General features: G+C 61.8%; 28 protein-coding genes. 12 read left to right on the top strand and 16 right to left on the bottom strand.

Annotated elements, in window-relative coordinates:
- Positions 1 to 62 precede the first annotated feature (62 nt).
- From ACVIGB_RS04140 to ACVIGB_RS04125, 4 genes are all read right to left on the bottom strand, one after another.
- The gene (locus ACVIGB_RS04140; RefSeq protein WP_456718001.1) at positions 63 to 1,127 is read right to left on the bottom strand and encodes a hypothetical protein; all 1,065 of its coding nucleotides are present in this window, start codon (positions 1,125 to 1,127) and stop codon (positions 63 to 65) included.
- A complete protein-coding gene (locus ACVIGB_RS04135) occupies positions 1,124 to 2,167 on the bottom strand; it encodes a hypothetical protein (RefSeq protein ID WP_456718002.1) in 1,044 nt (347 codons plus the stop codon). Before ACVIGB_RS04135 ends, ACVIGB_RS04140 begins: the two co-directional genes overlap by 4 nt.
- Before the next feature lie 66 nt (positions 2,168 to 2,233).
- Complete coding sequence (locus ACVIGB_RS04130; protein WP_456718003.1) at positions 2,234 to 3,022, bottom strand: hypothetical protein; 789 nt, start codon at positions 3,020 to 3,022, stop codon at positions 2,234 to 2,236.
- 123 nt (positions 3,023 to 3,145) lie between these two features.
- Positions 3,146 to 3,904, bottom strand: a complete 759-nt coding sequence (locus ACVIGB_RS04125) for a DNA N-6-adenine-methyltransferase (RefSeq protein ID WP_456718004.1) — start codon at positions 3,902 to 3,904, stop codon at positions 3,146 to 3,148.
- Between the two features lie 265 nt (positions 3,905 to 4,169).
- Between ACVIGB_RS04125 and ACVIGB_RS04120 the strand changes: the two genes are divergently transcribed.
- From ACVIGB_RS04120 to ACVIGB_RS04105, 4 genes are all read left to right on the top strand, one after another.
- Positions 4,170 to 6,833, top strand: a complete 2,664-nt coding sequence (locus ACVIGB_RS04120) for a DNA topoisomerase 3 (RefSeq protein WP_456718005.1) — start codon at positions 4,170 to 4,172, stop codon at positions 6,831 to 6,833.
- 156 nt (positions 6,834 to 6,989) lie between these two features.
- Positions 6,990 to 8,189 carry a thioredoxin fold domain-containing protein gene (locus tag ACVIGB_RS04115; protein ID WP_456718006.1) on the top strand — a complete coding sequence of 400 codons (1,200 nt, stop codon included), beginning with the start codon at positions 6,990 to 6,992 and terminating at the stop codon, positions 8,187 to 8,189.
- Positions 8,190 to 8,212: 23 nt separating this feature from the next.
- Complete coding sequence (locus tag ACVIGB_RS04110; protein ID WP_456718007.1) at positions 8,213 to 10,051, top strand: hypothetical protein; 1,839 nt, start codon at positions 8,213 to 8,215, stop codon at positions 10,049 to 10,051.
- A gap of 256 nt (positions 10,052 to 10,307) precedes the next feature.
- A complete protein-coding gene (locus ACVIGB_RS04105) occupies positions 10,308 to 11,660 on the top strand; it encodes a Fic family protein (RefSeq protein ID WP_456718008.1) in 1,353 nt (450 codons plus the stop codon).
- Between the two features lie 224 nt (positions 11,661 to 11,884).
- Here the strand turns inward: ACVIGB_RS04105 and ACVIGB_RS04100 are convergent, their stop codons facing one another.
- The 3 genes from ACVIGB_RS04100 to ACVIGB_RS04090 form a co-directional block, all read right to left on the bottom strand.
- A complete protein-coding gene (locus ACVIGB_RS04100) occupies positions 11,885 to 12,175 on the bottom strand; it encodes an HU family DNA-binding protein (protein WP_456718009.1) in 291 nt (96 codons plus the stop codon).
- A gap of 463 nt (positions 12,176 to 12,638) precedes the next feature.
- Complete coding sequence (locus tag ACVIGB_RS04095) at positions 12,639 to 13,019, bottom strand: hypothetical protein (RefSeq protein ID WP_456718010.1); 381 nt, start codon at positions 13,017 to 13,019, stop codon at positions 12,639 to 12,641.
- 54 nt (positions 13,020 to 13,073) lie between these two features.
- Positions 13,074 to 13,841, bottom strand: a complete 768-nt coding sequence (locus ACVIGB_RS04090; RefSeq protein WP_456718011.1) for a DNA-methyltransferase — start codon at positions 13,839 to 13,841, stop codon at positions 13,074 to 13,076.
- 140 nt (positions 13,842 to 13,981) lie between these two features.
- Here ACVIGB_RS04090 and ACVIGB_RS04085 point away from each other — a divergent pair, with 140 nt between their 5' ends.
- The 3 genes from ACVIGB_RS04085 to ACVIGB_RS04075 all read left to right on the top strand — a co-directional run bounded on the left by ACVIGB_RS04085 (position 13,982) and on the right by ACVIGB_RS04075 (position 14,994).
- Positions 13,982 to 14,356 carry a hypothetical protein gene (locus ACVIGB_RS04085; RefSeq protein WP_456718012.1) on the top strand — a complete coding sequence of 125 codons (375 nt, stop codon included), beginning with the start codon at positions 13,982 to 13,984 and terminating at the stop codon, positions 14,354 to 14,356.
- A gap of 87 nt (positions 14,357 to 14,443) precedes the next feature.
- Entirely contained in the window at positions 14,444 to 14,782 is a 339-nt protein-coding gene (locus ACVIGB_RS04080; protein ID WP_456718013.1) for a hypothetical protein, read from the top strand.
- Entirely contained in the window at positions 14,779 to 14,994 is a 216-nt protein-coding gene (locus tag ACVIGB_RS04075) for a hypothetical protein (RefSeq protein ID WP_456718014.1), read from the top strand. Before ACVIGB_RS04080 ends, ACVIGB_RS04075 begins: the two co-directional genes overlap by 4 nt.
- Here ACVIGB_RS04075 and ACVIGB_RS04070 read toward each other — a convergent pair whose 3' ends face one another.
- The 9 genes from ACVIGB_RS04070 to ACVIGB_RS04030 all read right to left on the bottom strand — a co-directional run bounded on the left by ACVIGB_RS04070 (position 14,995) and on the right by ACVIGB_RS04030 (position 20,772).
- Positions 14,995 to 15,222 carry a hypothetical protein gene (locus ACVIGB_RS04070; protein WP_456718015.1) on the bottom strand — a complete coding sequence of 76 codons (228 nt, stop codon included), beginning with the start codon at positions 15,220 to 15,222 and terminating at the stop codon, positions 14,995 to 14,997.
- A 275-nt stretch (positions 15,223 to 15,497) separates the two neighbouring features.
- Positions 15,498 to 15,773, bottom strand: coding sequence for a hypothetical protein (locus tag ACVIGB_RS04065; protein ID WP_456718016.1), 276 nt, complete (start codon positions 15,771 to 15,773; stop codon positions 15,498 to 15,500).
- A gap of 17 nt (positions 15,774 to 15,790) precedes the next feature.
- Positions 15,791 to 16,075 (bottom strand): hypothetical protein, encoded by a 285-nt coding sequence (locus ACVIGB_RS04060; RefSeq protein ID WP_456718017.1) that lies wholly within the window; start codon positions 16,073 to 16,075, stop codon positions 15,791 to 15,793.
- A 26-nt stretch (positions 16,076 to 16,101) separates the two neighbouring features.
- Positions 16,102 to 16,323: a hypothetical protein gene (locus ACVIGB_RS04055; RefSeq protein WP_456718018.1), complete on the bottom strand. Its 222-nt coding sequence runs from the start codon at positions 16,321 to 16,323 to the stop codon at positions 16,102 to 16,104.
- Between the two features lie 444 nt (positions 16,324 to 16,767).
- A complete protein-coding gene (locus ACVIGB_RS04050) occupies positions 16,768 to 16,998 on the bottom strand; it encodes a hypothetical protein (RefSeq protein ID WP_456718019.1) in 231 nt (76 codons plus the stop codon).
- A gap of 25 nt (positions 16,999 to 17,023) precedes the next feature.
- Positions 17,024 to 17,266, bottom strand: a complete 243-nt coding sequence (locus tag ACVIGB_RS04045; protein ID WP_456718020.1) for a hypothetical protein — start codon at positions 17,264 to 17,266, stop codon at positions 17,024 to 17,026.
- Positions 17,267 to 17,274: 8 nt separating this feature from the next.
- Positions 17,275 to 19,665, bottom strand: a complete 2,391-nt coding sequence (locus ACVIGB_RS04040) for an ATP-binding protein (protein ID WP_456718021.1) — start codon at positions 19,663 to 19,665, stop codon at positions 17,275 to 17,277.
- An 8-nt stretch (positions 19,666 to 19,673) separates the two neighbouring features.
- Positions 19,674 to 19,937 carry a hypothetical protein gene (locus ACVIGB_RS04035; RefSeq protein ID WP_456718022.1) on the bottom strand — a complete coding sequence of 88 codons (264 nt, stop codon included), beginning with the start codon at positions 19,935 to 19,937 and terminating at the stop codon, positions 19,674 to 19,676.
- A 322-nt stretch (positions 19,938 to 20,259) separates the two neighbouring features.
- Positions 20,260 to 20,772, bottom strand: a complete 513-nt coding sequence (locus ACVIGB_RS04030; protein WP_456718023.1) for a hypothetical protein — start codon at positions 20,770 to 20,772, stop codon at positions 20,260 to 20,262.
- A 116-nt stretch (positions 20,773 to 20,888) separates the two neighbouring features.
- On the opposite strand from ACVIGB_RS04030, the gene ACVIGB_RS04025 reads away from it, so the two are divergent.
- The 5 genes from ACVIGB_RS04025 to ACVIGB_RS04005 are packed head-to-tail and all read left to right on the top strand — an operon-like array spanning position 20,889 to position 23,817.
- Positions 20,889 to 21,137 carry a hypothetical protein gene (locus ACVIGB_RS04025; RefSeq protein WP_456718024.1) on the top strand — a complete coding sequence of 83 codons (249 nt, stop codon included), beginning with the start codon at positions 20,889 to 20,891 and terminating at the stop codon, positions 21,135 to 21,137.
- Positions 21,119 to 21,640 (top strand): hypothetical protein, encoded by a 522-nt coding sequence (locus ACVIGB_RS04020; RefSeq protein ID WP_456718025.1) that lies wholly within the window; start codon positions 21,119 to 21,121, stop codon positions 21,638 to 21,640. The genes ACVIGB_RS04025 and ACVIGB_RS04020 overlap by 19 nt, the downstream gene beginning before the upstream one ends.
- Positions 21,633 to 22,175 (top strand): hypothetical protein, encoded by a 543-nt coding sequence (locus tag ACVIGB_RS04015; protein ID WP_456718026.1) that lies wholly within the window; start codon positions 21,633 to 21,635, stop codon positions 22,173 to 22,175. Before ACVIGB_RS04020 ends, ACVIGB_RS04015 begins: the two co-directional genes overlap by 8 nt.
- A gap of 2 nt (positions 22,176 to 22,177) precedes the next feature.
- Entirely contained in the window at positions 22,178 to 23,014 is an 837-nt protein-coding gene (locus tag ACVIGB_RS04010; RefSeq protein WP_456718027.1) for a hypothetical protein, read from the top strand.
- Entirely contained in the window at positions 23,014 to 23,817 is an 804-nt protein-coding gene (locus tag ACVIGB_RS04005) for a metallophosphoesterase (protein ID WP_456718028.1), read from the top strand. The genes ACVIGB_RS04010 and ACVIGB_RS04005 overlap by 1 nt, the downstream gene beginning before the upstream one ends.
- Positions 23,818 to 23,849: the final 32 nt, after the last annotated feature.

Raw genomic sequence — 23,849 nt, 5'->3', positions numbered from 1 at the left:
CTTACCCAGCTTGGGATCGGCACCTTGCATTGGACGGCTGACTGCGGCATGGCTGCGCCAGATCATCCGAGGTCAGCAAGGAGAGCGAGCTGGTCCTCGCTGAGTTCATCTCCATCGAGGCTGCCACCTTCAAAGTCGGTCCAACGCAGACATGCGGGGTGAAGATGCTTCATTGCGTCTTCCATCGCCTTTCGTCCGTGCACATTCAGATCGAGCGCTTGCAGCGTCTTCAGGAGGCGGCCGGCCGCAGATCCGATCGCGTCAGCCGACGCGGTGCTGTTCTCGGTCAGATCCATCAGACGCGCCAGTGTTCGCGCTCCGGCCGGATCGAGCAGCTTCACCCACCGGATGCGTGTCTCGTTTGTGACGGCCCGACCAATCGCAAGCGCGGCCTGAAGGCGGTCATCGCGCGCCAGCAATCTGGAGTCGAGATGCTGGATGATCTCGTGGGGGGCGTAAGCGTTTCTTTGCCCCAGAGCAGTGGCAAAGCGTGCGGCAACCTCACCGCGATCCAGACGGAACATAAAGGGGGCATCTTTGATGGAGGGCTCCGACCACGCGACGACTGTCATTGCACCAGGGCTCCATGAGCCAATGGCCGGGGACATGTAGAAGACGGGTTCATCCGTCTCTTTCCAGAGCATTCCGGCGAAGACGAGATATCGAGATGCGAGGCGAGCAAGCTCGCGGTTGCGGTCAATTTCGCCGTCATGAAGAACTTCCGCCACCTGGATGGGCAGCGATCCGTCGCGCGGATCGTCATCGTTTAGTTGGCCAGGATCAAGGAAGGGATTGAGCCAGGCGCCGCTGCCGACCAGATCCTGGCCGCCCTCGAAGGCGTGTCCGATGAGACTTGCGGGAAAGTTGCCCTTGCGACCGTTCGCGAAGTGCATGATGTCGGGAGCGAAAATGCGGCCGCGAAAGTTGCGGTAGTCGATAAGCTGTTCGGCTCTTGAGCGAGTCAGGTCACGAATCCGGACCGCAAGCGGGAAGTCGGCCTCGGTCGGACACTCCAGGACGACCGGGCTTCGGTAGAGCACCTCGATTTCCTCCTTGGTCCTGCGGCCTTTCCGGCGCACCAGGAAGGTCTTCGAACTGAGTACGGTGAACGGTGAGGAGAGCGTCATGCGGCTCCCTCCGCACGGCCAAGCTCAGTCCATACCTGTCGTCTGACGCGGGAGATACGAGCGATCCGCATGGCCTCCTTGTTCGGCTGGGGGGCGCGATCGAGACGCTGCGCAAATTCGTCGGACAGGGCGAACAGTTGCTCCGCCGTATAGTCGCCGGCATGCAGGCACCACGCTAATTCGGCGCGTGCGATCGTCTCGGACGAACTAAGCCAGGCGGCCCTGTCAGACGTCACCGCGAGAAGTCTCTGAGCGGTGTCGAGGGCGATGTTGGAGGCGTCGTCACGCGTCAGCCGGAAGCCGTCTGGATCGATGAAGTTGACCTCTCCGGCGAATTTCATCGTCTCTCGCTCTCCGGCACGGCGCCGAACGATTTGCGGAAAAGCTGCTTCGACCTCCTCGCGACGGTCGAGACGGGCGCGCGTGAGTGCGTTGTAGGATTCTGCGACTGGAACGCAGATCCTGGCGGCGGCCGGTCCATTGGGCGTCCGGAAGAGCTCCCAGACCGGCTCATGGACGGCGATGTGCAAGGCTCCGCCGATAAACGCGGTCTTGTTCATCGCATGATCGATGATTTGTTGTTCTGGGGTTGCCCCCCGCAGGAATTGAACCGCCTCGGACGAGGTTCGACCATCATATTGCTCGAGGGGGATGGGGAGGAACGTGGGGTCGGATCGACCTTGAACCTGTAGCCATTGCGGAAGAGTGGCGGGCCGGATCGATAAATGAGTAGGAGCACCGGTTATGGTGAACGGCTCCGGCTCGCAACCCGAGAGGGTTGGAGTTTGGGCATAGAGGCGTTGTCCTATCTTTCGGATTGGCAGCACACCGCGATCGTGGCCCTCCTCGTCCGGGAAGAGCATCGCCGCCCACGAATCGTTATGAGCGAAGATTACCTCGATCGCGACCGGAGCTTCCCGTTCTTCGAAGCATGGAATCTCGACGTCGACGAGCGGCGGCAGTTCCACGCCGATGCTATTCATCGAATCCTTGAGCCATCCCGGGTACGGAAGCTGGAGCCTGACAATGGAGGTGTTCATTCGCTGATCAGCACCGATAGCGTGTCGGCAGTCAACGTTGGAGGAGGTTTTTCCCGGGGACCATTCTCAAGGAGCGGGCGACGGCTCGGGCGGGACGGCTTCCTCGACATAGATGCGATTGTCGATCGGGATCATGGCGGCGTTGCCGGTCACGGCAATCGCCCGGTACAGCGACTTGGCTTCGGACCCGAGCCGCTCCAGGGGCAAGTTCGCCAGCCACATCATCTGTCCAAGGCCAACGCGGCCATCCCAATCGCGAGCGGCGCCGAGGAGGAGCCCAGCGGTTGCGAGTGCATCCTTCTCATCGGCGGGCAAAAGAAAGGTGCGGCCTGCAGGATCGAATGCCGGCGCCGGACGCATCGAGACGCTGGACCGGAAGCGGCTGCCGGCCAGGTCGTAATCGGCGATCGTTGTGGCTTTGAGAGCGGGCGCCGTATCAGTGAAAACCCAGGCCGTGGGGTCGACCACGAGACCGCTGTCGAACTCGACCCACCCGTGATGGGTGATGCCACGGCCGGCGAAATGACCGGTCTCGGCAATTGGGCCAGCGTATAAGCCGTAGGCTACGTGTGCGAAGCCGTGATCACCTTCGAGATGACGCAACATGCCTTCCTTCAACACTGCCGCGGCGATCGCGTGGCAATTGCCCGGCCATGCTTTGAGAGGAATTCCGATCCGCTTGGCGCCCACCTGAGCCGACGGCAGACCGGCTTCGACGCGGTCCATGAGCGCGAGATGGCAGGACTCGAGTTGCCCAATGCGGGCATCGGTACAGTCGTAGAGTTCGTCGAGATCGTCGTCGAAGGACAGCGGATCCCGCAGAAGGCCCTTGAGCCAGCCAATCTGCCATTGCATGGCCTTTGGCGTGTCGCGCCGGTAAGGACAGCGGTTTTCCTCGATGCCGCCGCGATAGGCTTCCAGGCCCTGATCGGTGTAATTGGTCGTGGGTCTCAAGATGGGTCGTCCTTGGTTGTGAGCCTACGGACCCGCGGGATTCGTCAGGAGAGATGGCGCCAATTCGGGGCAATCGATTGCGTTCACCGTCTCGGTCTCCTGCAGTATCGCCGTCCACTTTCCGCGCGACACGCGCTCGAAAGGTCCCTGTTGCAGCCTGTTCCTGAGCTTGGCGCGCCAGTTTGGGTTTTCCTTGACCTTGGGATGTTCGGCGAACGCGCGATACAGGTTATCAAGCGAGACCGGCCCGTCCTGGGTGTCGAACCATTCGACAAGCGCCTGCATCCATGTCTGGTTGGAAAGGGCCGCCCCCAGGACGCTGCGGGGGAATCTGAGTGGTATGAATTTCCCTTCGATCCCGCTGAACGCGAGTATCTCGGCGTCGGTCGCGCCATAGGCGCACAGAACGGTCGGCGCGCCGCCGTTCTGCGCGGAGCGCCGGCCGTTCGGCAGGTGGAAGTGGGTTCGGCCGCGAAGGAAAAGCACCGCGCTCGCTCGTTCCCAGACGAATCGAGAGAACGCATCGGTCTCAGTCCGGGCGAAGATGAATGACGTTCCCCGATCATGATCGGCCATCCGGGCGAGCCATCTTCCGATTTCGTCGCGGGTATAGGGCGGATTGAGCCAGACCCGGCCGAACCAGGGTTTGATGAGTCCGTTATCGGTCTTCGTGCACCGATGCACCGCAGTCGGGTAGGGCTGCAGCTCGGGAGTTGCCGGATCGAGGTCGAACGGGCCGAGCGCGCCAATGATCTCGGGAGGGGTTAACCATTCCACGGTCACGGGGCGTGACTTCTGGTGCCCGCCCATACCCTTTCGCCTTCGGCGCACCGCCGGGGCCTTGGGTCGTTCCGAGCTGTCCGTCACCTTGTTTCTCCGCGCGCCGTAAGTCCTTGCCAAGGAAAATCACTCTTGTCGGCAAGGAGCAATCCGCCAGAACCTGCAATCGATCGGGGGACCGCGTTCCACAGAAGCTTGACCTCTTGCGTCGCCGGAGACAAGGATTCGATTACTTTGCCCAATCGGGGGCAGTGGGTTCGGGGGACGCGTGTCGGGTCATCTCTTTGTCGCCGAGAAGCCGTCGTTGGCGGAAGCCATCGCGAAGGCGCGTGCTGTCGAGATCGGCGCCCAGGCCTCCCGGACCGACGGCTGCTGGAAGGTCGGTCCGGACGCGGTGACGTGGCTGTTCGGCCACTTCTACGAGCTCGCAAATCCCGGAGAGTATGACGAGCGCCTCGCCAAATGGGCGGTCGACGACCTGCCGATCATTCCGGAGAAGTGGCGTCTCGTACCGCGCAAGGGCGTTTCCGATCAGCTCGGCAAGGTGAAGCGGCTTTTGAGCGAGGCCAGGAAGGGTGGGATCATCGTCAACGCGGGCGACGCCGCGCGCGAAGGTCAGCTCCTCATCGACGAGGTGCTTCAGGAGAACGGGGTAGATCCGTTCGCTCCCAACGTGAAGCGGCTGTGGGTCAAGAGCATGGCCGAAAAGGACATGATCGAGGCCTTGCGTTCGATGATGCCGAACGGCCAGAAGCGCACCCTTTTTGCGTCAGCCGTGTGCCGGCAGCGGGCCGACTGGGCGCATGGCATCAACATGACCCGGTTGTTCACGATCCTGGCGCGGGGCGCCGGCTCGTCGGTGTTGGTGTCCGTGGGGCGGGTGCAGACCCCGACCCTGAAACTCGTGGTCGACCGCGATCGTGAGATCGAAGCCTTTAGGCCTGTCGATCATTTCCAGCCGAAGATCACATTTCGGCACGCCAATGGGACGTTTGATGCGGATTGGGTCATTCCGCCGGATCACGAGGGCGTGGATTCAGAAGGCAGACTGACCGACAAGAAGGTGGCCGAGCGCATTGCGGCCAAGGTCGGCGGCAAAACAGGCGCCGTTGAGAATTTCGCAACCCAGCCGAAGTCAAAGTCGCCGCCGCTTCCATTTTCGCTGTCAGCCCTCCAGAAGGCTTGTTCGGCGCGGTTTGGCATGACGGCCCAGGGCACGCTCGAGGTCGCCCAGGCGCTCTACGAGAAGCACAAGGCGACAACATATCCGCGATCGGACTCGCAGTACCTGCCGCTGTCCATCCTGAAGGACGAGGCGCCGCAAATCCTCAACGCCCTGCAGGGCACCAAGGAATTGGGCGAGGCGGCAGGCGGGGCGAACTTGAACATCAAGTCGCCCGCCTGGAACGATGCCAAGGTCAGCGACCACCACGGCATCATCCCGACAACGGAGTTCTCGCCGGCCAAGCTCGCCGGTATGAGCCCGCGCGAGCGGGACGTATTCCTGATGATCGCCCGCTCCTTCGTGGCGCAGTTCTATCCCGATCGCCGGTGGGATGCGCAGAGCGCCATGGTGGGTTGCGAGGGCGAGCGCTTCAAGGCGAACGGAACCATCCTGAAGGACGCCGGCTGGTCGGTTCTCTACGGCGCCGAGGACAAGGATGACGATGAGGAGGAAGATTCGAAGTCATTGCCTTCGATGTCCAAGGGCGATCCCATCAAAGTCGAGGGCGGGCGGATCGAATCGAAGCGGACGCAGCCGCCGAAGCGGTTTACCGACGGTACACTGATCGAGGCCATGAAGCAGGTGTATCGCTTCGTGAAAGATGCCGAGGTCAAGAAGAAGCTGAAGGAGACCTCCGGGATCGGAACCGAGGCGACGCGCGCGGCCATCATCGAAACGCTGCTTGATGCCAAACGCAATTTCCTCAAGCGCGACAAGAAATTCTTGATCTCGACGAATACGGGTCGCGACGTCGTAGACAGTGTCCCCGAGGACGTCTCCGACCCCGGCCTGACCGCGCTGTGGGAGGATGCGCTCGGCAAGGTGGAAGCGGGGACTGTTTCGCTGGAACAATTCATGGAGGTCCAGGTGGCTTCCTTGCGCAAGCGGATCGAGGCTGCAAAGACCCAGGGCGTCAACGTCCGCGGCGCCGCCAAGCGCGAAGTCCGTCCCATCGAGGGACATGGACAGACGTGTCCGAAGTGCAACAAAGGCAAGCTCGTCACCAAGATGATCATGTCCGGCAATCACCAGGGCAAGAAGTACCTGTCCTGCGACAATTGGCGGAAGGATGATCCGACGGCGTGCGATTTTCGCGCCTGGCCCCAGCAAAAGATCGAGCCGCTGCCTGAGCATGGCCAGGCCTGCCCGAAATGCAACAAAGGTAAGCTCGTAACGCGTCAGCTGGTGAAGGGCGAACATAAGGGCAAGCGCTTCGTCTCTTGTGACAATTGGCGGAAAGACGACGCTACGTCCTGTGATTACACAGCCTGGCCGAAGGAGGAGAAGCCGGTCGTCGAGCCGTTGCCCGGTCACGGCCAGACCTGTCCGCAATGCGGCAAGGGGCAGATGATCACGCGGCTGGCGCGCACCAGCGGCAATCGCTTCCTGTCGTGCAACGCCTGGAAAAAGGATGATCCGGCGAGCTGCCAGCACGTGATCTGGCCCGAGGAGGGGCGCGCCAAGGCGAAGGCCATTCCGGGTGACGGCAAGCCGTGCACGAAGTGCGGCAAGGGCACGATGCGGACTCGCCAGACCAAGGCCGGCAAGATGTTTCTGGCCTGCGATAACTGGCGCAAGGGCGATGCGACTTCCTGCGACGCGGTGGACTGGAGTTATGCCAACGAGCGGGAGAAGAAGGGATCTGGTCGCGGTGCCAGTCGACCGGACGGCGGTCAGGGCCGGCGGCCGGCGCGGACTGCGCGGTAACGGTATCGAATCCTTGGGCCGTCCCCAGTTTGTCCCCGCTTTTGCACCGTCGAAACGACTAGGATGCGCGTTCCGGTTTGAAGGCCCGTGAGGCCGCTGATAGGACTCGTGGATCATACGGGGTCCCATGAGGCCCTATCTTCAGGAGATCGCGGGATGTCGGTGTTGAGGGTTTTGGGCGGTGTTTTCCTTGCGGCGGTAACGGTTTCCGCCGCATTCGGTCAGACGGCGGCGCCGTCGGAAAAGACTTCCGTCGAAACGACATCGGAAGTTACGAATCCTTTGGCCAACCGCGCGCAGTTGGCCCCCGTGCTTCGGTTCATGCAGGCCAAGGGCGTGAAACTGACCGCGCTCGGCGCAGAGGGCGGGCTGTCGGCCTATCTCGGCGAAAGCCCGAACAGCCAGACGCAGATCTTCTATGTCACCCCGGACGGTACGCACGTTGTCGCAGGGGTGCTGTTCGACGTCGAAGGCAACAACATCACCGGTGTCCAGATCGGCGAGATGCAGCGACGCTTCGAGGCGGCTCAGAAGCAGCTCGGGAAGGCTCCGTTCACCGCCGGAGCGCCGCAGACCCAATCGAAGCAGTCGGCCGACGAGGCCTCGGCGCCGAAGTCCAGTGCCGCGCTCGCGGCTGACGCCAAGGTTGACGCCAAGGTTGCGCCGTCGGCAACGGGTTCGTCGCCGCTTCAACTGCCGGTGGATGAAGCGACTGCACCGGTCAAGGGGACCGATGCGAAGTCCTCGAAGGCCGCTGCTGACCCGCAGGAAGCTGCGCCGAAGGTGCCGGCAGCCAAGCCGGAGCAGCAGTCGGCTGCCGAGCCGGCCAAGTTTGAGCCGGCGGTGTTGACGGCCAGCGCTGAAAAGTATGTGTCGGGGCTCGATCGCGGCGCCGTTGAGCGCGCGCTCAACGAGGCGGCCTGGTTCAGGGTTGGCGTCGAAGAGGCTCCCGCCATCTACATGGTGGCCGATCCGCAGTGCCCGTTCTGTCACGCCGCATGGGGCCGCCTGAAGGATATGGTCTGGGCCCACAAGCTCCAGATCCGGATCATCATGATCGCCGGCCTCAAGGGATCCTTGCCCAAAGCCATTTCCATTCTCTCGCGTCCGCAACCGGGGACGGCGTGGTTCGCCGGCGAGGGTTCGACCGACGGGATCGACGTGCAGCCGCCGCCGGCCGAGGGCTCGGCGGAATACATCGCCGCGCAGAAGGCGTTGACCAAGAACGTCGTGTTCGTTCGTCAGTTCGGCCTCACCCGGACGCCGACGCTGGTGTACATCGGCAAGGACAATCGCCTCTACTCGTCGGAAGGACTTCCCGAGGACGCCGGATCGTTCCTTGCCGCGCTGAACTGACGCTCACTCGGGGGAGGGGGGCAATGCGCAATCGGCGGCCGTCCGACGACATGCGGGTTGTCGAAGATGAGCTTCGTGTCGCGAAGTTCCTTCGGCGCGAAATCGACGATGCGAGCAGGCTATTCGAGCAGCTGAAGGCGCAGCTCGAAGGCATCGAAAACATCCTCATTGACGAGGCGAAGAGTAGCGCCGCGGAGAATTTCGACGAGGAAGACGTCGATGACGTCGTTCGCATTGCAGGCCGGCGCCTGTCGGGCGAGCCTGCCGATGACAAGGAACGCCATTCATTCCTCGATCGCATCGACGCCCTCGCTGGCGGCGATGCCTTCGCGCGCATCCAGGCCCTGCTCGGCCGCGCTCATCTGCGGCAGGAGACGTCGAGAGCGGCAACTGAAAAGGCCGAAACCGCTGCGCCTGTCGCCGGCAAGGAACAGTCACGCCCGCCAACGGAAGCCAAAAAAGAAGAAGCTTTAGCTGCATCGCTTGAAGCGGTCGAGGTTGTAGAGCCGACCGCGCCTGAGGCTGATCAGGGCCAGGAAGCTGAAGTCCGTCCAGAACCGCCGAGCGCGCGCCAGCAGCCAGAACAATCGCCGACGCCCGCTGATCAAGGGCAGGCTGGAGAGCCACCGAAAGCGCGCAAGCAGACCGCCGTAAATGGCGTCGAAGTTCCGCGGCGTCGAGAAGTCGAAGTCAGTGGGGTCGCCGTACCTCTGTCTCGCCAGGAAAAGGCTCTTGCGATCCAGACCGCGGCCTACGTCGATGCAGAGACGACCGGGAGGATGAACCCTCCCAACGGCCAGAAGACCAGCTGGCAGGTCCGCATCTACGAGAACGCCTTCCGGACACGACTGCGCGAAAAACACGCGGTTGAAGCCACAACGGACGCCGCGCCGGCCGGTGCGCAATCTGTCGAAGCGACCTTGGCTGGCTCGCCGAGCGAGCCGGAGACAATTGCAGAACTCGATGCGGAACTCGCAGCTCCGGCTGCGCCTGAGGTCACGGAGCCTGCGGAAGCCGGGGTCGTTCCTGAAACGACCCTTGAGGCGCCGCCACAACAATCTGACGAGGCGGACGAGGTCGATGCGACATTCGACGACGATGACGAACCTCCGCTGGAGACGGATGAGGACCGTTATCCGCCGGACACTCCGCATGACGCCTACGACGTCAACGACAACACGATCGGTTTTGATGACGACGAAGATGACCGGATCGGGGATGAGAACTTCCCGGAGCCTGATGATGAGCCGCCTATGCGGCCGCAGGAGCGAGTCGCAACTCCGTCTTATCCTCCCGCCCAGCAGCCTGTAGCAACAGAGCCGGTATCGCCTCCGGCACAGCCGCGGGCCGAGCCGACACCAGCGACACATGCTCGCGCTAACCCGCCTGCGGTCCAGCCGCGGCCGCCGGCTCAGCCGCCGAGGGCGCCAGCCGTTCGTGTTCCAACATCGCCACCGGTGCAGCCGAGGCCACCGCAGCAGCCATCTGTTCGGGCCCCTGTGACGCGGCCACCGGCACCGAGAACGGATGCGTCGGCAGCTGCAGCAGTTGCACCGACCGCCCCGGGGCCGCAGCAGGTGGCACCTGCCGCCAGCCCGGTTACGCCGTCAACGCCGCAACCAGCTGCGGCGGAGAAGCCGCAAGGGTTGATGCCGCGGGGCAATTTGGGATTCATGCCGACTGTGAATCCCAACAGAAGGTCTATCTTCGACAAGCAAAGCCCACTCGATCGGGAAAGCTTGCCGCCGATGGTGCGAGAAACGGCGGTCACCACGGTTGCTGCAGAACCGGAACCCGAGCGTCGACGTATCAGGCGACCTTCGATCTTCGAGCGGATCAAGCAAGAGGACCCGCCGGACTAAGGGATCGGCCGTTGGCGGGAGTATTGGGCCGCTCAGGCCGCCCTTTTTATTTGGCGAGAATGGGAAAAAAGAGGCTATTCGGATTTCGGTGTGGGCCCCGCGGGCGAGCTGCCGGATATCAGAGCTACCTTGCTCCAGTCGGTTGTCGGCGGCGGGCCGAGCTGAAGGCTTGTGAAAATCTATAATTCATCTTATATTCAGCTAGACCGAGCGCGAGATTTTACTCGCATTTACAGACCTTTACGTGGACCCATTTATGCAGAGACCGCGTCATCCCGCGCTCGCCATCCGCTCCCTGACGGGTCTGGACAAAAACGTCTTCGACATTTTGGCTCGAGCCAAGGACCAGCCGCCTACTCAAAGCGAAATATCAGAGAAACTGCATGGCGCAGCAAGCCAATCATCCGTTTCGCGATCCGTCGCGCGCCTCATTGCGGAAGGCCTGGTCGAGAAGTTCGGCACGAAACGATTCGCCCAGTTCAAAGCGACACCCGGGGCTTTGTGGTTCTCCTTACCGTTCAACGCGCGGCCAAAAGTCCCGTTCGACCCCAACCGCATCGGCGACTATTTCTCTTCGCGTAAGTCTTGGCTTCCCGCTGAGGCGGCTGCCCGCATGAAAAACGCGTCGCCCGTGCTCGCGCCTTCGATCGACGCAGCGACGTTTTCCCGCGAAATCGCAGAGCGCTTCATGATCGACTTGGCCTACGCATCGAGCGCACTGGAGGGCAACACTTACTCTCACCTTGAGACCGAGGTTTTGATCAAATACGGCGAATCCGCCGGCGGCCGCACCGCCGAGGAAGCCACCATGATCCTCAACCACAAGGCCGCGATCGGCTGGATCATCGAGGACATCGATCGCATCCGAATCGAGCCGGATACGGCCATGAGGCTGCACGCGTTCCTAATGCGCGGGCTCGTCCGACACGACAATGCCGGGGCGGTGCGCCGCCACGCCGTCGGTATCTCCGGTAGCGCGTACGAACCTACGGCCGATGGCAGCGCATTATCCTACGGGCTCGCCGAGCTGTGCTCGGCAGTTTCGATGCGCGAAGATGATCCCTTCGAAGCCTCGTTCGGGCTGCTGGCTGGTCTCGCCTATCTGCAGACCTTCGCCGACGGCAACAAGCGACTAGGCCGGGTCATGGCGAGCATTCCGTTGCTCAAGAACGGCTTGGCACCCCTTTCATTCGTAGGCGTCGATCGGTCGGCCTATTCGGCCGGAATGCTGTCCTGGTACGAGCTAGCCGACCCGATGCCGCTAGCAGACGCGATCGCCGAGGGCTACGAGACGTCGGCGCCCGCCTACGCGGTTGCCCATGCCGTCAAGCGCGTGCCGCGCGGTATCGAGATACGAGAACGGCAACGTACCAATAAAGTCCTGGCCGACTATCTGCGAGCCTACGTCGACGGGGACCGGACGGAGCCGTTCGACTTCGCGGTCCAGAAATTTCGCGACCTCGCGCTCGACGACAGGGCGCACATGGCGACCTACGTTTCGGAGGTCGTGGAAGCACTGAATGAATCCTCCGCTATCGCCTATGGCATCGACCGCGAACTATACGCGAGCTACGTGCTCGCGCGCGATCAGCCCGACGGCCCTCCGTAGATCTAGAACGTTCCCTTGCGGATGTCCCTCATTTGCGGATCGACGGCTTCCTGCCGATAAACTATGGCCGCATTTCAAACACGGAAAATGCGGTTAATCGGTCGAATTGCCCTTCGGACAATCGGAACGACCTACACCGAAACCGAGTAGCCAAAAAGAAGGCCCTGCCATTGGCAGGGCCTTTCACTCTGAGGCGGCGCCGAATAATCGGCAAACGACCTGGATCAGATGACAGCCGCCTTCAGTGACGTCGCCGGGCGGAATGCGATCTTCTTGCTGGCGGCGATCTGCATCTGCTCGCCGGTCGCCGGGTTGCGGCCGACGCGGGCGGCGCGCTCGCGCACCTGGAAGACGCCGAGGCCGTTCCAGCGAATCACGTTGCCCTCGGTGAGGTTCTTGACGAAGCTGTCGCCGAGATCGTTCAGGATCGCTTCCGCGTTCTTCTTGGTCAGACCGTGCTTTTCGGCGAGCTCGCCGGCCAGGTGCTTGACGGTGATCGCATTGGTGGTGGACATAAGTTAATCCTTCATCTGAGTTGACACTATGCAATGCCGACGAGGGCTCCCCAACCCTTCAAGCCGTGAGGTCTCGCTCGGACGGATCGTTGATGCCCGGGATTCCTGCAATTGGCCACCTCGGGGGAGCAGAAACCCCCGGTTTTAAGGGCTTTTCGGTTAACGGGTGTGGAAAACCCGCTAAATCTGGTCGAGAGCGGAGGCAGCGGAAACCAAGTTAAGCGAATCCTTGCTTGGCATATTGGATTTTGCTTGATTTCCCGTGTCTTGGAGCGCCGTCAGGGATCTGCTGAGGAATTGGAGGTAGCTCGTCGAACGCAACTGGAGGCGGGGGCTGAGCGAGCTCTGGGAGGCCGGCATTCGGCCCACGATGACCGCGGACGAGTTCATGAGGGTGTATCTCGCGATCGCGACGACATCGACGAAAGCGCGCCAAACGGCGCCACACCGCCGATGTAAGGCTCTATCTGGAGGGCGCCGGTCGAGCGGCGGGCGAATAGGCCCCGACGACGCGCGGGTTCCCGAGAAGTGGTTCGCCGTCGTGCCCCCACCCCAGGACGTCTCCCTGGACCAAGAACTTCGGTTCGTCGCCTCGCATACGTTCGTTCAAATCGGTCTCGGCCCATTCACCTTCCGGCGGCATCACGGGATTGATGGTTGCATCGAGCTCGTAGACGGAGAGCCCAATCTCAATGTCGCCTGCCGCATAGTTTCGCGAACGCGGGTCTGCCGGGTTCCATTTGCCGACGCGCAGGTAAACTGGGGCCGAGAGATCTCGCTCTGAGATCGGTAAGTTGGCGATCCGAGCAATTGCGATGGTTTCTTCGTCGGAGAGGTTGGACATCGGCGGACACCTAGCTAGCCAAGTGGCATCGGGTAGCTGCGGCGGTGGCGAGGGTCAAGCATCCGCTACGGAGGAGGCGATTTGGAAAGCAAATCCGTCGTTCGCCAGTCGGTTCCGGGCGATGTCTGCGTAGATCGGGTCGGCTTCGACCAAGGTCGCCGAAAGACCGTTGCGGCGCGCGACAATGCCGGTTGTGCCGGATCCTGCCATCGGATCGAGCACGTGACCTCCTGGTGGACAGGAGTAGAGCAAAATCGGTTCGACGATTGCGATCGGTTTTTGTGTTGGATGCAGACTTCGTCCGTGTTCGGATCGGGAGCGCAACACACTCCGCATCAGGCGTGGACCACCGTCGACGGACAGGTAGCTCCCATCGCCAATGGCGCCCCAGTGCTCCGGTCGCGCGCGACGAACGATTGTTCGCGCAACCGCATCGTAGGTGTACTGAGGCGACTTGTAGATGTCCGCCCCCCAGCGCGCATCATCCCTGTAAAATTGGGCGATGGTGTCGTGGACACGCTTGAATCGGTCGGACGCGGCGTTGGAGCCGTTCTGCTTCTCCCAGATGATGTCTTGGGCGTGTTTCCATCCGGAGAAGTCTTTGGCACGCTCCATGAACATGCGGAGAGTGCCAAATACCCACATGGAGCCGGAACGCTTGAGGACGCGCCGGACAAGCTGTGGCCAGCCATCGGGCCAACGATCCCAGGCGAGTTTCGTCGATCCGTATGGAGGATCCGCGATGATGCAGTCGACGGTCTCCTCGCCGAGCGAGGCGAGGATGTCGCGGAAATCGCCTGTCAATACGGAAACGACGGTCATCTGGGGCTGGACTCGAGCCTAGGAAAGTTGCGAAATCCGGGGAGGCCCGGTTTCTCCAGGCTGTCGCTCAGCATGCGCATGAAGGTTAGCCTATGTCAGCAAATCCGCGAGAATTTCCACCGAAGAACCGGAATTTCCCGATGCTAGGGCCGATTGAGCTCGAGATTCACTCGGGAGACGGCAAGATCCTCAAGCTCGACCCCAACACCTTCGTCATCAGCGCCGCCAGGAATGAGCTGAGCCAGCTGAACCGCAACGTAGGAACGCCTTACGGCAAAAGCTTCCTCTCTCCCGAGGACGATGGGTGGCTGTACCGCGAGGATGATTTCGGGGTCATTCTGACTATTGAGGAGCTGCGGCGGCTGGCGCTCCGCGAACTGCTCCCCGACCAGTATTTCCGGTTGCGCAACAATTTCGGCATGTTCCATTCAATCCATGACGATTTCTACGATGAGCTCGACGGATCGGCCGTGCAGCCAAAGGGCATTCTATCTCGGCAACGATTTGCGCCGTAACGAGTCCTTGGCGATTTCAATTTTCCGGGCCAGCTTAGCCGAAGTTTAACGCCCGCCCCGGTAGTGAGCGTGACGAGGGCAACGAGCATGAGCTGGATCAAGTACCGCGACAAAACCGCCGCTTCCAATGGGGAGTGGCATTTCGTCTATCTCGATTTTCATCCCAAACCCGAAGACTTGAAGGAGATCAAGTCGGAGGGGGCCTATGAACACCAGTGGTCGGAAATGTATCGCGGCCGCGAAGTCGTCGAAGTGACCGATGGTGATGTACCGCTGACCGAGGTGCGAAAGCGCCTGGAGGAGGCTGAAGATGCGATCGATTACCAGACCCGCGTCCGGGCCGAGATGATCGGGCAGATGTCGCACCGGCAGCTCGCTGAACTTTCAACCGGCGATCCGTCGCAGGTCGAGGCTCCGGGACCATGAAGGCGGTGTTCGTCGACGGCGTGAACAAGGGTGAGGTCTTCAAGCGGAAGGGCCGATTGTGGTGGCGCCGCGGGCCGATCGCCGTCGAGCCTTTTGCGAGAGGTTCGACCCTGGAAGACGTTTGTGATTGGGCCCGGAAATGCTGCAACGGGACCGAAGCCGAGATCAAAACTGTCGACGAAGAGCCGCAACCGCCGCGCGTTGGTCCCTGACTATTGACCGCCGCCAAGTCCTTCTTGCTCACCCTGCTCAGCGACCGTCTTCTTGCGGATTGAGAACTTGAGCGTGTTCAGATCGTAACCGCGGGCCTCGAGCTCCTTCCAGAGCGGTAACTCCCCGTAGACTTTGGCGGCGAAGGCCGCGAGCACGAGATTGCTGTCGCTGCGCCGGCGCCGCCCAAGCGGTGGATAGGTCAGGGCCCTCGCCTTCAGCGTAGCCATAAAAGGCGATGACCTCGCCAGGGCGGGCCCGAAGCGCGCGGCGTCTCCGCCGGCGAGCTAACTTTCCGGTCACAATGCTGATTGCGGCATTCGAGCGCGCTCGGCGCGGCGGAGCCTTGCCTTTGCTGCCTTCACCGCGGTGCAGGCGTCCGAGAGTTCGTCATTGAGTTGCCGAACCCGCCGTTCGGCTTCATCGAGTTCAAGCTGTGCCGCCCGGTACTCTCGATCTCGCGCGTTCATGTAAATCTCTTCCGCAGTGTGATTGGTGGCTAAGGCTACGCGGGTGACAAGGATGCTTCGGGCTCAAGCGCTGAGAAGATGGCGTCGGTGAGCTTGACCTGGAAGGCGCCATCTTGCTCGAGCCAGCCTCTGTTGGAACAAGCATAGACCGTGTTGGAGCCAACATACTCTTCGGTCGGTAAGGATGCGCCCTTTGTCCAGGAGTATTCACTACCAACCCAATAGCCGCCGGGGAGGCGCCGAAGCGAACCGGACGTTGCCGCCAACCGAAGTGCCTTTGCCTGATGCGGCGTGGGCTGCGGATCGGACATTCGGGCCTCCTTTCGCATCACTTGGCGATCCCCAGGACTTGCTGAATGTGAGTTTGTGCCTGGCGGTAGCCGATGTCGCGCGCCCATTCGATCACGCTCGCGATGTCGCGCGCGTACATCTCGCGGAGCAGCTGGGGCTTTTCCATCATATGGCTCCCGATGAAGCTTGACGTGATTATCGAGTAATCGTCCGGCGCCGCGTTGCGAACGGCGCAAACGATCTTAATGGTGTCGCCGTCAACGAGAGGTCGGATTTCGAGTTTACTGTCCGCGGTCGGGACATTCACCAGGCGGTCGATCATTGGGTCACCTTCTGGGCGTCGGGAAGTCAGGCCATTTGAACTACGTTCTGGGCGATCTGACGCAGGCTTTGCTTGGCACGGACTGCGCCGGCGTCGCCGCCGACGGTAAACATCAGCGCTCGCTCGATCCGCCGATCGAGGTCGGGCTCGGGGTCAAAGCCGATGCGCCGGTTGCAAGCCATGGCCTCGATCTCTTCGACCTCGACGCAGAAGTCGATCGCAGGATCCGGGTGGTGCCCAAATGTCATGTGCCTCTCCGTGTGGCGGTTCAAAGTCCGGCCGTGTAGACGAAATTGCTCCGGTCATAGCGATCGATCAATTAGGTGGTGGCAATCTGTTTGGGAAAACGCCCGTGCCCGCAGCCTCTGCCAGCATGCCGGGCGCATCGGTGCATTACCGTGCTTGCGAACCTTTGGCTGCCGGCGATGAGGCTGACTTCGCACCGTGAGCGCGAGGGTGCTCGAGGCACTTCGATGGACAGCAGGCCGAGCAAACGTCTTTGCCGCAGGGATGGTCACCACCGGTCACTTCGCAGGAGCCGAAGAAGCGTTGCACCGCCTGGCCAGCCTCTACGCCATGGAGCCGCTTCCACTGCCCGCACTCTCCGCACTGCATTCGCGGATTAGAAGAACCTTTGTCGAAGAGTTTCCGCGGTTTGATCGTGGTCATGGTGGACAAGGTCCTTCGTCGGCCTAAAGGGGCTGCGTCACGGCTTCGCCGCGCATCAAGCGATTATGGTGTTCGGCGGTCTTGAGGAGACCTTCGTCCCCGTAGCCCCAGCGAACGCGGCGGTGGCCGCCATGGCCACCCCAATATCCGGTGAAAGAGCATTTTCGGCAAATCACCCAGTGGAGCTTGGTGTAGCCACTGAGGAAGTAGTGAACGGCTGCCGCCTCGTTGCCTTGGGCGGGGTTGTCAAACAAGGCGATTGGCTCGTGCTGGCAGCGGTCATCTTGCCGTGGGTTGGAGTGGGATATGCTGGGTGATTGTCGGCATGCCGGCCCAGACAAGTCGATTGATCATCCGGAATTCTTCCCGATCTTCTTCGGTGAGCGACGTCCAGGCCGGTCTGGCCAGTCCGGAGCTTGCGAGCGCTGCCTCGTAGGCGAGGCGGTGCTCGCGCTCGGTCCGGATGGTGGTGCGGAGCAGATCATCCGCTGTGGATGCCTCGGCCGTCTCAATCATACGCATCTTGCACCTCAGACAGAAAGTGAGGGAGTTGGTTCGTTTTCCGTTTCGAACGGGCGGTCGGCGTCGAACTCGAGGCAGCGGTCATTGCCGCGTATCGGGCTCGCCAGGCCGCACCCGGCGGCGAGCCGTTCCGAAGGGCGCAAGCCCTCCTGGTCGTCGAGAGGGATCGCGCGGCTCTTCCCGCGCGCGTAGACGAGATCAACCGCCTCAACGGAAGCCTTCATGTCTTTGTGGATGGAGCGCCGGAAGCGGGTCGTAAGGCGCTCCATCAGCGTGGTGAGCACCTCGGCGAATGCGTCATTATGCCCATTGTCGACCATGGCGTGGCAGGCTTCATGGGCCGCGAGTGCGATCAGCCGGTCGCGGTCGTCCGGGTCGGACGGGTTGTACTTGAGCGTGAAGTTCTTCTCGGCGTCGAGCGGATCGAGAAGGAAGTGGCAATTGACGTCGCCCCCGGCCTTGTCTTTCTTCAGCATCGCCGCCGGGCTGCGCCAGCCGTAGTCGCCGTTGACGGAGGAATAAGCCCATTGCGGGTGGCTGAAGACCCAACCGGACGAATAAGCAAACTCTTTGACGTGCGGGTAGGCCTCGAGCATTTCGGTGACGACGGCATCCACCGCCGCCTGCCACGCTGCGAGAAGACGGCGCGGAGCGAGGCCCTTGCCGGTCGAGGGGTCCCAGTTGCGGGGATCATTGCGATGGGCGGCCGAGACAAGCTTGGCACGGCGCCGCCGCGCGTCTTCCGGAGAGAAGCGGTCGGCCGGCGGCTCCATGTTCTCCTTCAGGATCGGCACGTCGTTGAAGTCCGACAGTCGGTCCTTGTACGCCTCACGCGCGATAATATCCGCCGCGGCTTTCTGCAGCGTCAGATTGTCGACAATGAAACCGAGCAGGTTTCCGGACGCGAACACCATTGCGCGGTGGGGGCCCGAGTTCTTGAGGGTAACTGCGAAGCTTTCCGCCTTGGCCCGATCGGAGAAAGCTTCCAGAAAGGTCCCCTCGATCTCGCCGGTGAGGGTAAGCTTTTCGAGAAAGGGCTTGAGGAGGTTGGGATCCACGCCCTTGAGCTCACCGGACTCGAATACGCCCCAAGTCCAGGAGTCATCGCGGTAGGAGACGTGGCGTTCCTGCCTGCGAATGCTCTCGGCGAGCATTCGGCCGGCGTCGCCGGCGATGGCGGCTGCTTCCGCGGTCGAGAGATCGTCTTCCTTCAGGCGACGGCGTGCAATTTTGCGGCCCAAACCGCCGGACAAAAGGGTGAAGTCAGTGCCGCTGTCGCCCTTGGTGGCCTGCTGCGCATCGGTTGCGAGAAGGCGCTTGTAGTCCTCGACCGCGCTCGAGAAAGGCTCCTTCAGGCCATCCCGATTGGCCGTGAGGACCTGGCGGGCAATGGCGGGTTCGATCTCGAGGAAAAGCGCAGAGCTCACCGAGGTATACTCGGAGAACATCGAGGCACCGTGGACGCGGTAGATCAGCTTGTCTCGCGTGCCTTGAGGCGCGTCTTCAGACGGAACGATCCGGATGGTTGCGAATTTGACGTCATAATCGCCATCCGGTCGGAGTTTCGTCTCGATCCGACGGTTCGCGATCCAGGATTCATCAATGGCGTCCTTTCCGACTGTCGCGTAGAGCGCCTTGCGTTTGGCGTACTTCACAGACGGCTTCTGATAGGGCTCGCCATTGATGATCACCTCGCACTTGAGGTCGCTCTGCGCGAGGTAGACCTGGAGCGTGTTGAGCATGCCTTCCGGCGTGGAACGGTGCCCATTGCGATCGCGCTCGTCCGGAGGCAGGTCCACCTCCAGGCGGCAGCCGGAGAACGCGTCCGCCGAGGCCAGACGCGCGCGATCGGCGGCGATGGCATCGGTGGCGGCGCGATGCAGGGCAGCTTGCTCGCTGTCGCCGCTGGCGTCCACGCGCTCGGACGCTGCGTGCTGCCAACGCCCGAGCGCGTCGATAGCTTCCGAACGAGAGAAATTCAAATATTCGGGGCCATCGCCTTCCACGTAGCGATCGCGCGTTTCGATCGAATAGCGGACCTGGCTGAAGCAGGTCATGATCCGGGCGCGGCCGAACCCACCAACGCTAGTTTCGTCGTCCTTAGTGGTCGCTCCCATCCGGAAGAAGACGTTGTCGATCGTGGCTTCGTCCATACCGACGCCGTCGTCGGAGAAGACGACACGGGTGACACGGTCTGGCGTGGGCTCGCGGCCGAAGGATCCCTTGGCCGGAGCGTCCGAGATGTCGATGCGGATGGTTTTCGCGCCGGCGTCGACGGAATTCTGCATGTTTTCCCGCCACCAGCTGATCAGCCACTGGTTGTACAGGGACGCGCGCTCTTTTACGAAGAACGACTTGTCGGGAACGACGAGGCGCGGCTTGTCTGCAGTGGGGGACATGATGCGCCTCAAACCGCGATGAAGATGGAAATGGTGCCGACGTTCACGGCATGCATACCCTGAACGCGGATGAAGGGAACTGCGGCGGCCTTTCTAAGCTCAGGCAACAGGTCCAGCGGGATCTTGTTAGCAAGGATCCGCAAGCGGCCGGACGCTTCCGTCACGGAAAGGCGCCCGTCCCGGGACACCATGGCCTTGCGAGCGCCATCGAGCCGCTCCTCGTCATGGAGCATTGCAAAGCCGGCGTCTGGGTTGTGAACGAGATCGATCATGTGGGCTCCTGTGCAATTTTACGATTTTGGAGCCTCGCCCGGAAAGGGGCAACTGGAGGCGAAGGTTAATTGATCTCAAGGATTAGAATGTAAGGTCCCAGATGTGAGGCAGGAAAGTCGCGCACGACGGCCGGGCCACGTGAGGCGAGCGGTGGACGTTGGCCGGTCTCAGGGGCTGGACGCATCGCCCGCGCGCCTGATCGAACTGTTTAACCTCCAGGAGACGTTGGGACGTCAACGCTGGGAAGCGCCTCCGCACTGTAGCCAAGCAAAAGGGCCGGGGAGCGAATCCGGCCCTTTGTCATCCGTCAAGATCGGGCGTTCAGCCCATGCGGGGCGCCGGAGCTTCATCCGTCTCCATTTTGGCGGCCTTCTTCAGGTCGTCCTGGATCTCGAGCTGGCTGCCGCGCCAGAAGCAACGGTGCTGCGGGCCGCGTGGGCAGTAGTAGTTACCGGGCTGGCCGCCGCCCTGAACGCCGTAGCCCTGGCTACCGTAGCCGCCATAGCCGGGAGAAACGCCGTAACCCTGGGTACCGTAGGAGCCGTAGTAGGGCTGGACCGGAGCTGCATAGGTCGGCGACTGATACATCGGGGCGGCAATCGCACCGCCATTGCGAGCCATCATCGAGCCGATCATCATCCCGCCGATCAGGCCCATGATGGCGCCGCCGCCACGAGCCTCCGCGGTCGACGGCGTCACGATAGCGACGGAGCCGACGACACTGAGAACGGTGGCGAGCTTGCCAAGGCGGCTGTTTGGAATGCTATCGTTGGTGACGCCGGACGGGAAGTGCACGGTTACACCGTTCTTGGCGAAGTCGAGGAATTTCTTCATGGCGAAAGCCTTTCTCCTTGTCTGACGATGAGGAGACACGACGGCCCAGCAAGTCGCAAACGGGCGTTTGCGTTTTTCAGCGTCCTGATCTCTCATGAAGCGAGGAGAAAAGGGCCGTGGATCATTCCGCAATTTTGGTCGGTGCCAGAGTCCGAGAAAAGACGCTCGATCGCCGGGTGGCGGCCTGCGGCCGTCGCCTCTCGGTCGCGACCGGAGAGATGCTCGTGCGTTTCCTCGAGGTGATGTATCGCCGCTTTATCGAGGCGGTGATGGGCTGCGACATGCCAGGAGGGCTCGTCGCCGATAGTCTTGCGCCGGTAGCGTGCGATGCGGAAGGGGCGTTGGAATGCGTCAAGATGCGCTGATGCCAACAGACGCGGTCCAGGCGCGGCTTTCGCTTGCGATCAGGTCCACCCTGCAGCAGTGGCTGAGTGTCGGCTCTGCTCTGGACGGCCAGCAGATAAATTCCGGTGCTGCGCGCGGCGGTTGTTGCTCGGATTTTGCGTCCGAGGTGCTGAAAGAGCTCGGCGGGGTACTGGTCGCCGACAGGCTTGGCATCGAAACGCTCGATATCGGCAACTTTCAGGTGTCGGACGACGACGATGTGGATGGGCGACCGCTCGATCGCGAGTTGCTTCGGAGGCATTGGCCCAAGGTCATTCCCCCGGGCGAGCTCGATTGGGGTGATTTGGATCGTCTGTCGGAAGATGCGGGCTTCTCGGGCGGAACGCACGTTTGGCTGGCCCTGAACGGGCGTCACTATGACGCCGAAGCGCCGGAGGGCGTCGAGAACTTTCTCGAACTGCCGTTCTTCCAGCGTGTTGTCGCGTCATGGATTGCTGAGCGCGGATGGACACCGCATGCTTGAGCGTGATCGCGCGATTGCGGCAATTGCGGTCCCGAGGCTCTGGATCTCTCCGTCAGGCGAGGCACTCAATTGCGATGAACTCGACCTCTCGCATGGCATGATGGTCGCCAGGGATCCTGAGCGGTTCGGGCTGGCTGTCCGGCATTTTGAGGCTCATCTCGCGGCAATCGACGCCGGGGAGGACGTAGAGTTCGACTTCGACGCCGCCATCGCGCTTGCCCAGTCTAACGGGTGGGCCCGATTGTCACTCGATGCGAGGTCTGGCATTGCGATCAGTGCGGCCGATCGAAAGTCGGCGCAGAGGGGAGTGCGGGTTGCGCTCCAACACGGACCTGAGATCGCGGCCCTGGACGTCGAGATTGCATCGATTGTCGGCGATCGCATTGTCGCATTCTACTATCAGCTGGACTTTCAGCAGATCTCAGCGTTCGTCAGGTCTGCGCGACTCCCGCGAGGTCATCGATACGAACTCCCGTTGGGCGCTCCGGAATTGACGCGCGTCGCAGCGGAAGCGGCGACGGGGATGAGGAATTGACCATGCGGGGAATGCCCACACGAGCGATGTTGCTTGGCGTATACACCGCCCTGCTGCTTTCGGTCGCGGCGATGCTCCTGGTCTATGGGTGTCAGTTGGCGGCGATTGTGGCGGGGATCGACCCTGTTCAGTCGCCGCTTGTGTTGGCTGCGGCGGCGTTCGTCGAGTGGGACCTTCCCTGTTTTGTCGGCGGTTACGTGGCGGCTCGGGTCGGCAGGCTGGCGCCTATTCAGAGTGTTCTGCTCACCTGTTTCATCTGTCTTTCGGTCGACCTGGGCATGGAGTTTCTGGAGGTTGGTTGGGAAGGAATTCGTGAGTCGGCGAAATTACTCTCGACCTCCAAACCTTCGGCCATGGTTGTCCTGGGTGCCATGATAGCGGTGCCCGTCAACGTTTTGAGCAGGAGCGGGATCGAGGGAAAACTCGTGCCAATCTTGACGGCGGGCATTGTCCTTCTCGTGGCAGGGGGCGTCTATGCTGTTGGGTTGTGGGCGGCGCTGAGCTGTGGCCCGTTGACCGGTCTGGCATCAGTTGGCGCCATGATGATCGCAATGGCTGCTACGATTGGGCAGACCGAACAGGAAAAGCGACACGCGCTGGCTCTCGTATTGCTGGCGGTGGGCTGGGCCGCGCCAGCCATGATTATTGCGTGCGGTGTGGCTCTCGGTTTGCAGATCAGCGACGCGGTTTGGCTGCTGTTCTTTCAGACGATGGCGGTGCTTTGCGGCTACGCTTGGCTCTTTCGCTTGTTCCCCGAGGAGTTCACGAGCGATGCGGCGCCGTTTTGGGCAAGGCGGTTTATGCGAGTCCTAGTTTGGTCAGAAAGGAAAGCGCAGTGATGCAAGGATACGAACCGGTTCGTCATGTCCAGATCAACAAGAAAGGCCGTGATTACGCCGTAGGTGACATTCACGGCAGCTTCGATACCCTCCTGCGAGCAATGGATGCGGTCAACTTCGATCAATCCTGCGATCGGATCTTCTCCGTCGGCGACCTGATTGATCGCGGTCCGGGGTCGCATCGCACAGCGCGTTTCCTGTCTCACGATTGGGTTTACGCGGTGCGGGGCAATCATGAAGATTTACTACTGACCATCTATGCCGATGGTGAGCCGCATCCGGCGGTGTTGGAGTTCGCGGCGTCCCGCAATGGCTTCGATTGGTGGCTTAATACACCGGACCACGTGCGCGCGGACATTTTGACCGCTGTCCGCAAGCTCCCGATCGCGATCGAGCTCGCGACCGGACGCGGACCGGTCGGCTTCGTGCATGCCGACGTGCCGTTTGGCTTGTCCTGGCAGGCCTTCCTGGAGAAAGTGCGAACCGGCGATGAGAGTTTGATTCACAAGGCTTTGTGGAGCCGTGAGCGCATCAATGAGATGGACGAAACCGGCGTTGATGGCATTGGTCGGGTCTTCGTTGGGCATACGCCGCTGCGCAAGAACCTTCGATTAGGGAACGTGTATTGCATCGACACCGGCTGCGTGTTCGGCCTTCTGGGGAGCATGGAGGGAGCTCTCACGTTCGCTGAAGTGACGGCGGGAACCGCGGTCTACAAAAACCTCGGCGAGTACGAGCGGCCAGCCGATCTTCTTGCCGTCATCGCCGATCCTGATCGGTCCGGAAGGCCGTTTTCCAGGTGACCAGAGCTCACCAATCGAAGCCGAAGCTTTCC

Source organism: Bradyrhizobium sp. USDA 4341, assembly GCF_054063755.1.
Note: the sequence above shows the minus strand (reverse complement) of the source record. Positions and strands in the feature narration are given on the sequence as shown.

Excerpts from the sequence above, each read along its gene's own strand:
- ACVIGB_RS04045 (WP_456718020.1), bottom strand. The coding sequence starts at position 17,266 with ATGCGTATGATTGAGACGGCCGAGGCATCCACAGCGGATGATCTGCTC.
- ACVIGB_RS04135 (WP_456718002.1), bottom strand. The coding sequence starts at position 2,167 with ATGAACACCTCCATTGTCAGGCTCCAGCTTCCGTACCCGGGATGGCTC.
- ACVIGB_RS04065 (WP_456718016.1), bottom strand. The coding sequence starts at position 15,773 with ATGTCCGATCCGCAGCCCACGCCGCATCAGGCAAAGGCACTTCGGTTG.
- ACVIGB_RS04040 (WP_456718021.1), bottom strand. The coding sequence starts at position 19,665 with ATGTCCCCCACTGCAGACAAGCCGCGCCTCGTCGTTCCCGACAAGTCG.
- ACVIGB_RS04115 (WP_456718006.1), top strand. The coding sequence starts at position 6,990 with ATGTCGGTGTTGAGGGTTTTGGGCGGTGTTTTCCTTGCGGCGGTAACG.
- ACVIGB_RS04070 (WP_456718015.1), bottom strand. The coding sequence starts at position 15,222 with ATGGCTACGCTGAAGGCGAGGGCCCTGACCTATCCACCGCTTGGGCGG.
- ACVIGB_RS04105 (WP_456718008.1), top strand. The coding sequence starts at position 10,308 with ATGCAGAGACCGCGTCATCCCGCGCTCGCCATCCGCTCCCTGACGGGT.
- ACVIGB_RS04080 (WP_456718013.1), top strand. The coding sequence starts at position 14,444 with ATGAGCTGGATCAAGTACCGCGACAAAACCGCCGCTTCCAATGGGGAG.
- ACVIGB_RS04035 (WP_456718022.1), bottom strand. The coding sequence starts at position 19,937 with ATGATCGATCTCGTTCACAACCCAGACGCCGGCTTTGCAATGCTCCAT.
- ACVIGB_RS04020 (WP_456718025.1), top strand. The coding sequence starts at position 21,119 with ATGCGTCAAGATGCGCTGATGCCAACAGACGCGGTCCAGGCGCGGCTT.
- ACVIGB_RS04030 (WP_456718023.1), bottom strand. The coding sequence starts at position 20,772 with ATGAAGAAATTCCTCGACTTCGCCAAGAACGGTGTAACCGTGCACTTC.
- ACVIGB_RS04140 (WP_456718001.1), bottom strand. The coding sequence starts at position 1,127 with ATGACGCTCTCCTCACCGTTCACCGTACTCAGTTCGAAGACCTTCCTG.
- ACVIGB_RS04090 (WP_456718011.1), bottom strand. The coding sequence starts at position 13,841 with ATGACCGTCGTTTCCGTATTGACAGGCGATTTCCGCGACATCCTCGCC.
- ACVIGB_RS04085 (WP_456718012.1), top strand. The coding sequence starts at position 13,982 with ATGCTAGGGCCGATTGAGCTCGAGATTCACTCGGGAGACGGCAAGATC.
- ACVIGB_RS04075 (WP_456718014.1), top strand. The coding sequence starts at position 14,779 with ATGAAGGCGGTGTTCGTCGACGGCGTGAACAAGGGTGAGGTCTTCAAG.
- ACVIGB_RS04095 (WP_456718010.1), bottom strand. The coding sequence starts at position 13,019 with ATGTCCAACCTCTCCGACGAAGAAACCATCGCAATTGCTCGGATCGCC.
- ACVIGB_RS04015 (WP_456718026.1), top strand. The coding sequence starts at position 21,633 with ATGCTTGAGCGTGATCGCGCGATTGCGGCAATTGCGGTCCCGAGGCTC.
- ACVIGB_RS04055 (WP_456718018.1), bottom strand. The coding sequence starts at position 16,323 with ATGACATTTGGGCACCACCCGGATCCTGCGATCGACTTCTGCGTCGAG.
- ACVIGB_RS04130 (WP_456718003.1), bottom strand. The coding sequence starts at position 3,022 with ATGCAATGGCAGATTGGCTGGCTCAAGGGCCTTCTGCGGGATCCGCTG.
- ACVIGB_RS04110 (WP_456718007.1), top strand. The coding sequence starts at position 8,213 with ATGCGCAATCGGCGGCCGTCCGACGACATGCGGGTTGTCGAAGATGAG.
- ACVIGB_RS04010 (WP_456718027.1), top strand. The coding sequence starts at position 22,178 with ATGCGGGGAATGCCCACACGAGCGATGTTGCTTGGCGTATACACCGCC.
- ACVIGB_RS04100 (WP_456718009.1), bottom strand. The coding sequence starts at position 12,175 with ATGTCCACCACCAATGCGATCACCGTCAAGCACCTGGCCGGCGAGCTC.
- ACVIGB_RS04060 (WP_456718017.1), bottom strand. The coding sequence starts at position 16,075 with ATGATCGACCGCCTGGTGAATGTCCCGACCGCGGACAGTAAACTCGAA.
- ACVIGB_RS04005 (WP_456718028.1), top strand. The coding sequence starts at position 23,014 with ATGCAAGGATACGAACCGGTTCGTCATGTCCAGATCAACAAGAAAGGC.